We start from the raw sequence: 7368 nt of genomic DNA on the forward strand, positions 1-7368 counted from the left end.
GAGCTGCAGCGTTACTGCAAATAGGTTTGCAGTGGTACTGCAACTGCTTTGCAGCGCAACTGTAACAGCTTTGCAGTGACACTGCAAAAGGTTTGCAGAACTTTGCAGTGAGAAGTTACTGATGAACAGAACGGTAATGAGACACTGTTATCAAGACTTCTTAAGATAGTCTACAATCCACGCGCCCACTTCCTTGGTACCGTATTTGTCGCCACCTTCTACTTGAATCTCCGGTGTACGTACATTCGCATCGAGTGAAGCATCAACTGCCTTACGAATCAACGCCCCCTCCTCTTTCAGGTCGAAGTATTCGAAAAGCATGGCTACAGACAAAATTTGCGCCAGCGGATTGGCTATATTCAAGCCTTTCGCCTGCGGCCAGGAACCATGGATAGGTTCGAATACCGGCGTACTCTCTCCCGTAGAAGCAGAAGGCAGCAATCCCATAGAGCCACTGATGCAGGAACCCTCGTCCGTCAAAATATCACCAAACGTATTTTCCGTAACCATTACGTCAAAGAATTTCGGCTCTTGAATCATCTTCATGGCGGCGTTGTCCACAAACATATAGTCGGTTGTCACCTCGGGGTACTGCGGTGCCATCTCCTGGGCAATCTGTCTCCAAAGACGGGAAGAGGCAAGCACATTGGCTTTATCCACCACCGTAAGATGTTTACTGCGTTTCATGGCATATTCAAATCCGACTTTCAGGATACGCTCAATCTCAGGACGGGTATACATGTTCGTATCATACGCCTTGTCATTGTCCTGGTATTTCTCACCGAAGTACATGCCACCGGTCAATTCGCGGATGCAAAGGAAATCGGCACCATCCACCAGTTCCGCACGAAGGGGAGACTTATGGAGCAGACATTTGAAGGTCTGCACGGGACGGATGTTGGCAAACAGTCCCAGTTTCTTGCGCATAGCCAGCAAGCCCTGCTCGGGACGCACTTTGGCAGTAGGGTCATTGTCGAATTTCGGGTCACCTACGGCAGAGAACAATACAGCATCCGCATTTTTACAAGCCTCATAAGTGGCTTCGGGAAACGGGTCACCCACCTTGTCTATCGCGTCTGCACCGCAGATGGCATATTCATAGTTCACTTTATGTCCGAACTTCTCACACACGGCAGTCATCACATCCACGCCTACGGTAGAGATTTCGGGGCCGATACCGTCACCGGCCAACACTGCAATTTTAAAATCCATTGTTTTCTTTATTATTTAAAAGTTCATCTATCTTCTTTTTGTTTGCAAGATTCTTGCGGCGATACCGGTCACCCCACACAAAACCAGCTGTCAATATAAGGGTATTGATGGCTGACATAAGATACTCGTCCGCATCCAACTCGCCGCTCCACCAACGCAGAAAGAGGTTGAAAGCAAAAAGCAAGCCTGCATACAACGCATAGCATACATAAGGACGCCTCTCAAAAAACGATTTCTTTTTCTCCATGAGATCCATTTTTTATGATTCGTATTCGTCTTCTATGATATTCAGCATCTTCACCGTCGCCTTGATGGCTGCTTCCGTCTGGTCTGCGTCCAATCCGCGTGTACGGAATATCGTATCTTCAAAACTCCAGGTAATAACCGTCTGCACAAAGGCATCGGTACGCCCACCGGGAGGAATGGTCACGGCATAGTTCGTCAGCATCGGGAACTTACGACCCAGTGTCACTTTATATATCTTGCGCAAGGCGCGCACAAAAGCATCATACTGGCCATCTCCACTGGAACTTTCCTCATATTCCTTTCCGTTAATTTCTATCTTCAACGTAGCCATCGGCTTCAATCCATACGCCAGATTCACAATATAGCTCTTAAGGCTGACGCGTTCTTCTGCCATTCCGTGCTTCAGTACGTCCGAAACGATATAGGGCAGGTCTTCTTGCGTCACCAACTCTTTCTTGTCGCCCAACTCAATGATGCGTTCGGTCACTTTGCGCATGGCATCTTCATCCAGTTGTAACCCCAAGTCCTCCAGATTCTTCCGGATATTGGCTTTACCGCTGTTCTTGCCCAGGGCATACTCTCGCTTGCGGCCAAAGCGTTCGGGCAGAAGGTCGTTGCAGTAGAGGTTACTTTTATTGTCACCGTCGGCATGGACGCCTGCCACTTGGGTAAATACATTCTCGCCCACAATCGGTTTATTGGCAGGGATTACGATACCCGAGTAGGACTCCACCACACGGCTTACGTCGTTCAGGCGGCTTTCGTCAATGTTGGTAATGGCATTGAAGTGGTCTTTCAAGATAGCCTGCACACTGGCAAGCGGAGCATTGCCGGCGCGTTCGCCCAGGCCGTTAATGGTAGTATGCAGTCCCTTGCAACCGCTAAGTACGGCGGCAAGCACATTGCTCACGGCAAGGTCATAGTCATTGTGGGCATGGAAGTCAAAATGGGCATGCGGATAGCGTTTCACCATCTTGCGCATGAACTCGATGACCTGCAGCGGGTTCAATACGCCCAACGTGTCAGGCAACATATAGCGGCGGATATTGGTCTGCTCCAAGGCGTCCATCAGACGGAACACATATTCCGGAGAATCTTTCATGCCGTTGCTCCAGTCTTCCAGATAGACATTCACTACCATATCCTGCTCGTTGGCGTAATCCACTACGGACAGAATATCCTCGATATGCTCTTCGGGAGTCTTCTTCAACTGGTAGGTGCAATGCTTCAGCGAGCCTTTGCACAGCAGATTGATGACACGGCAACCGGTCGCATGTATCCAGTCCACCGACGTGTGGCCATCTACAAAGCCAAGCACTTCTACTCTTGGCAACAGATTACGGCGTGCCGCCCAGTCACAAATCATTTTTACGGCATCAAACTCTCCTTCGGATACCCGCGCAGAAGCCACCTCCACCCGGTCTACCTTCAATTCCTCCAGTAACAAACGGGCAATCATCAGCTTCTCATGGGGCACAAAGGAGACTCCGCTGGTCTGTTCACCGTCGCGGAGCGTAGTGTCCATGATTTCTATCTTCGGATGATTATGCTTCATTTTTATTCTCCCAAGCTTCTATCTTATCTTTATTCTCAACCAGAAAATCGATGTCATCCAAGCCATTCATCAGGCAATGTTTCTTGTAGGCATTGATTTCAAAATGTTCGATCTTGCCCGTAGCTTTGTTGGTGATGGTCTGTTCGGGCAGATTCACTTCTACTTCCATCTTCGGATTGGCAGAGATAGAGTCGAACAACTCTTTCAGGAACGGCTCACTTACCACCACCGGAAGCACAAAGTTGTTCAGTTCATTGTTCTTGTGTATATCGGCAAAGAAACTCGATACCACCACGCGGAAACCGTAACCGGCAATGGCCCATGCAGCATGCTCACGGCTGGAACCGGAACCAAAGTTCTTTCCCGCCACCAGAATCTGTCCACCGTAAGTGGGATTGTTCAAAACAAAGTCCTTGTTCAGAGAACCGTCCGGATGATAGCGCCAATCGCGGAATAAATTATCTCCGAAGAACTTTTCCTCACGGGTAGTAGCTTTCAGAAAACGTGCAGGGATTATCTGGTCTGTATCCACATTCTCTAATGGAAGAGGCACACAAGTACTGGTTATTATATCAAATTTTGTCTTCATCTTTGTATTTACGATTTACAATTTACGATTGAAAATACTCTTGATTTACCTTTGTTGAACGATGTTTGATTTACGAAGTAATTTTAATCGTAAATCGTCCAATCGTACATCAAATCAGCGTTCTCGGGTCAGTAATTACTCCAGTCACTGCCGCTGCTGCAGCTACAAGCGGGCTGGCAAGCAGTGTTCGGGAACCCGGTCCTTGGCGTCCTTCAAAATTACGGTTACTGGTAGACACTGCATACTTTCCGGCAGGCACCTTATCGTCGTTCATTGCCAGGCAAGCAGAACAACCCGGTTGGCGAATGGCAAAACCGGCCTCTTCCAAAATCTTGTCCAGTCCCTCTTCGCGAATCTGTGCATCTACCATCCAGGAGCCCGGAACCAGCCATGCCACTACATTCTCGGCTTTCCGACGGCCTTTCACAATGGAGGCAAATGCACGGAAATCCTCAATGCGTCCATTGGTGCAGGCACCCAAAAACACATAGTCAACCTTCTTACCCAGCAAAGGTTCTCCCGGTTGGAAACCCATATAGCTCATAGACTTCATGAAAGAGGTCCGGGCAGCTTCTCCCATGCCTTCGGTAGTAGGAATATGTTGTGTGATACCCATACCCATGCCCGGGTTGGTACCGTATGTAATCATCGGTTCAATATCTTCGGCAGCAAAACGGACTTCCTTGTCGAACACTGCATCCTCATCACTCTTCAATGTTTTCCAATAGGCCAATGCCTTGTCCCATGCCTCACCCTTCGGAGCATATTCGCGTCCTTTGATGTACTCGAAAGTGGTCTCATCCGGAGCAACCATACCGCCGCGGGCACCCATCTCTATACTCAGATTGCACAAGGTCAGACGGCCTTCCATAGTCAGACTACGCACAGCTTCTCCGGCATATTCCACGAAATATCCCGTAGCGCCGCTGGTCGTCATCTTCGACATCATGTACAATGCCACATCTTTTGCCGTCACTCCCTTGCCAAGTTTGCCGTCGACAGTGATGCGCATTGTCTTAGGACGGGTCTGAAGGATACATTGCGAGGCCATTACCATTTCCACCTCACTCGTACCGATACCGAAAGCCACTGCTCCCATCGCCCCGTGGGTGGAAGTATGCGAGTCACCGCAGACAATGGTCATGCCAGGCAGGGTCAGCCCGCGTTCCGGACCTACTACATGGATAATTCCGTTCTTCTTGTCCATCATGCCGAAATGGGCCAATCCAAACTCTTCCGCATTCTTGGCCAGTGTATCTACCTGAGTCTTTGAAACCGGGTCTTCAATCGGCTTGTCCTGGTCATGCGTCGGCGTGTTATGGTCGGGCATACAGAAAATCTTTTCCGGACGGAAACACTTGATTCCACGTTCGCGCAATCCCGAAAAGGCTTGCGGGCTGGTTACTTCATGACAATAAAGCCGGTCAATATAAAGCTGTGTGGGACCGTCTTCCACTTTCTGTACCACATGGGCATCCCAGATTTTATCAAATAATGTATTCATCTCTTTATGTACAATTTAGCTATTTACAATTTACGATTAAAATCACATCTTGAACTTATTGATACAGTCGATGTACGCTTCCACTGATGCCGCGATAATATCCGTATTGGCACCGAACCCATAATAAATATGATTATCGTATTCCACCTGCATATGTACCTTACCCATATCGTCGCTACCCTTGCTGATAGCCTGGATAGTGAATTCCTTCAATGTCATATGGCGGTCAATAATCTTCTTCAAAGCCTTGATAGCAGCGTCTACCGGACCGTTTCCACTGGCAGCGGCTTCAAACTTCTCGCCAGAGATGTTCAATCCCAAACTGGCAACCGAACGAACCCCCACCCCACTGGTCACCTGGAGATATTCCAGTTTGATACGGTGGTTCTGCGTACGATTTGCCCCTGCCAATACCAGAATGTCGTCATCATTGATATCTTTCTTCTTATCGGCAAGTTTCAAGAACTCTTCATACACTTTGTCCAGCTTCTCCTGATCCAGCTGTACTCCCAATATCGACAAACGATTCTTCAAGGCTGCACGTCCGCTACGGGCTGTCAATACGATGGAATTATCATCAATACCCACATCATGCGGGTCAATGATTTCGTACGTCTGCACATTCTTCAATACACCGTCCTGGTGAATACCCGACGAATGGGCAAAAGCATTGCGACCTACAATAGCCTTGTTGGGCTGCACCGGCATGTTCATCAGGCTGGACACCATACGGCTGGTTGGATAAATCTTCTGTGTATTGATGTTGGTCTCGATTTCTATGTCCTTGTGACATTTGATAATCATCGCCACTTCCTCAAGAGAAGTATTGCCGGCACGTTCACCAATACCATTGATGGTTACCTCCACCTGGCGGGCACCATTCAGCACGCCAGCCATTGTATTGGCAGTAGCCATGCCCAAGTCATTGTGGCAATGAGTAGAAATAATGGCATTATGAATACCGTTGACATGTTCCATCAGATATCTTATCTTCGCGCCATACTCATCAGGCAAGCAATACCCCGTTGTATCGGGAATATTCACCACAGTAGCACCTGCCTTGATAACAGCTTCTACCACCCGTGCCAAATATTCATTATCCGTTCGGCCTGCATCTTCGGCATAGAACTCTACATCATCCACATACTTACGTGCATACTTTACGGCAGCCACTGCACGCTCTATAATTTCTTCGCGATTGGAATTGAATTTATACTTAATGTGCGAGTCAGATGTACCGATACCAGTATGAATGCGTTTATGCTTGGCAAACTGCAAAGCCTCTGCCGCCACATCAATATCTTTCTGTACGGCACGTGTCAAGGCGCAGATAGTGGGCCATGTCACAGCTTTTGATATCTCAATGACCGAATTGAAATCTCCCGGACTTGAAATCGGAAATCCGGCTTCAATCACGTCCACCCCCAGGGCTTCCAGTTGTCTGGCTACCTGAATCTTTTCCACTGTATTCAATTGGCATCCCGGAACCTGCTCGCCATCGCGGAGCGTTGTGTCGAAAATAAATAATTTGTCACTCATTGCTTTATTGTATTTAATTTATGTTCCATAAAAAAAGCCTTTCGCACTTGGAAGTGAGAAAGGCTTCATATATCATTGCATCTTACATATATATTCACGCACAGCACTCACTTCCACTAAACCTTGCCAGTAGAATAATAATACCACACAGTAGAATATATGTAAAGTTCTGAATCATCTTCTTTTTGTTTTGACGTTGCAAAGGTAGATATTATTTCGTAGCACACAAAGAAATTCGTTACTTTTTTCCGATAAAAAATATCACTTTATAAGTTTGTATTCATTTATCGCTAAAATATATCACAAAAAGAGGCGTACCTTGAGGTACGCCTCTTCCTTATTCTTCAATTCAATACAAGTTCTGAATTACTTCTTCTCACAAGGTTTGTTACACTTGGCACCATCACATGCAGCCTTAGGACACGCTGCTGAATCAGCAGCCTGGCAACATGCCTTTGCAGAGTCACATACTTGTTCTGTTTTTGCAGCACAGCAAGAATCTGCCTCAGTTGCATTAGAATCTGCAGCCTTTTTGTTGCCACAAGATGTCACTGCGAAAGAAAACGCTACCGCAACGGCAGCCAATAAAACTTTAGTCTTCATACTTTCAATTTGCTTTAAACGTTGATATAAAATTAGTTCGGCGCAAATATAAGAAAAGTTTATGAGACCGCCAAAAACGAACAAAGCCTCCGTATCCTTATCAGACACGGAGGCTTCTTC

At 47.2% G+C, this 7368-nt stretch carries 7 protein-coding genes; all 7 read right to left on the reverse strand.

Annotated elements, in window-relative coordinates:
- Positions 1-150: 150 nt before the first annotated feature.
- Positions 151-1212 carry a 3-isopropylmalate dehydrogenase gene (leuB, locus tag DW896_RS06195; RefSeq protein WP_005835570.1) on the reverse strand — a complete coding sequence of 354 codons (1062 nt, stop codon included), beginning with the start codon at positions 1210-1212 and terminating at the stop codon, positions 151-153.
- Positions 1202-1459 (reverse strand): hypothetical protein, encoded by a 258-nt coding sequence (locus tag DW896_RS06200; protein WP_005835569.1) that lies wholly within the window; start codon positions 1457-1459, stop codon positions 1202-1204. Before DW896_RS06200 ends, leuB begins: the two co-directional genes overlap by 11 nt.
- Before the next feature lie 12 nt (positions 1460-1471).
- Positions 1472-3013 carry an alpha-isopropylmalate synthase regulatory domain-containing protein gene (locus DW896_RS06205; RefSeq protein WP_005826194.1) on the reverse strand — a complete coding sequence of 514 codons (1542 nt, stop codon included), beginning with the start codon at positions 3011-3013 and terminating at the stop codon, positions 1472-1474.
- Complete coding sequence (gene leuD / locus DW896_RS06210; RefSeq protein ID WP_005826193.1) at positions 3003-3602, reverse strand: 3-isopropylmalate dehydratase small subunit; 600 nt, start codon at positions 3600-3602, stop codon at positions 3003-3005. Before leuD ends, DW896_RS06205 begins: the two co-directional genes overlap by 11 nt.
- Before the next feature lie 109 nt (positions 3603-3711).
- Entirely contained in the window at positions 3712-5106 is a 1395-nt protein-coding gene (gene leuC / locus DW896_RS06215; RefSeq protein WP_005826191.1) for a 3-isopropylmalate dehydratase large subunit, read from the reverse strand.
- Between the two features lie 42 nt (positions 5107-5148).
- Entirely contained in the window at positions 5149-6645 is a 1497-nt protein-coding gene (locus DW896_RS06220) for a 2-isopropylmalate synthase (protein WP_005835565.1), read from the reverse strand.
- A gap of 366 nt (positions 6646-7011) precedes the next feature.
- Positions 7012-7248 carry a hypothetical protein gene (locus DW896_RS06225; protein WP_034528908.1) on the reverse strand — a complete coding sequence of 79 codons (237 nt, stop codon included), beginning with the start codon at positions 7246-7248 and terminating at the stop codon, positions 7012-7014.
- Positions 7249-7368: the final 120 nt, after the last annotated feature.

It is taken from the genome of Bacteroides sp. AM41-16, assembly GCF_003603495.1.
GTDB lineage: Bacteria > Bacteroidota > Bacteroidia > Bacteroidales > Bacteroidaceae > Bacteroides > Bacteroides uniformis.

Bases quoted from the DNA above. Each gene is read 5' to 3' on its own strand.
- leuD (WP_005826193.1), bottom strand. From the start codon at position 3,602: ATGAAGACAAAATTTGATATAATAACCAGTACTTGTGTGCCTCTTCCA.
- leuB (WP_005835570.1), bottom strand. From the start codon at position 1,212: ATGGATTTTAAAATTGCAGTGTTGGCCGGTGACGGTATCGGCCCCGAA.
- leuC (WP_005826191.1), bottom strand. From the start codon at position 5,106: ATGAATACATTATTTGATAAAATCTGGGATGCCCATGTGGTACAGAAA.
- DW896_RS06200 (WP_005835569.1), bottom strand. From the start codon at position 1,459: ATGGAGAAAAAGAAATCGTTTTTTGAGAGGCGTCCTTATGTATGCTAT.
- DW896_RS06220 (WP_005835565.1), bottom strand. From the start codon at position 6,645: ATGAGTGACAAATTATTTATTTTCGACACAACGCTCCGCGATGGCGAG.
- DW896_RS06225 (WP_034528908.1), bottom strand. From the start codon at position 7,248: ATGAAGACTAAAGTTTTATTGGCTGCCGTTGCGGTAGCGTTTTCTTTC.
- DW896_RS06205 (WP_005826194.1), bottom strand. From the start codon at position 3,013: ATGAAGCATAATCATCCGAAGATAGAAATCATGGACACTACGCTCCGC.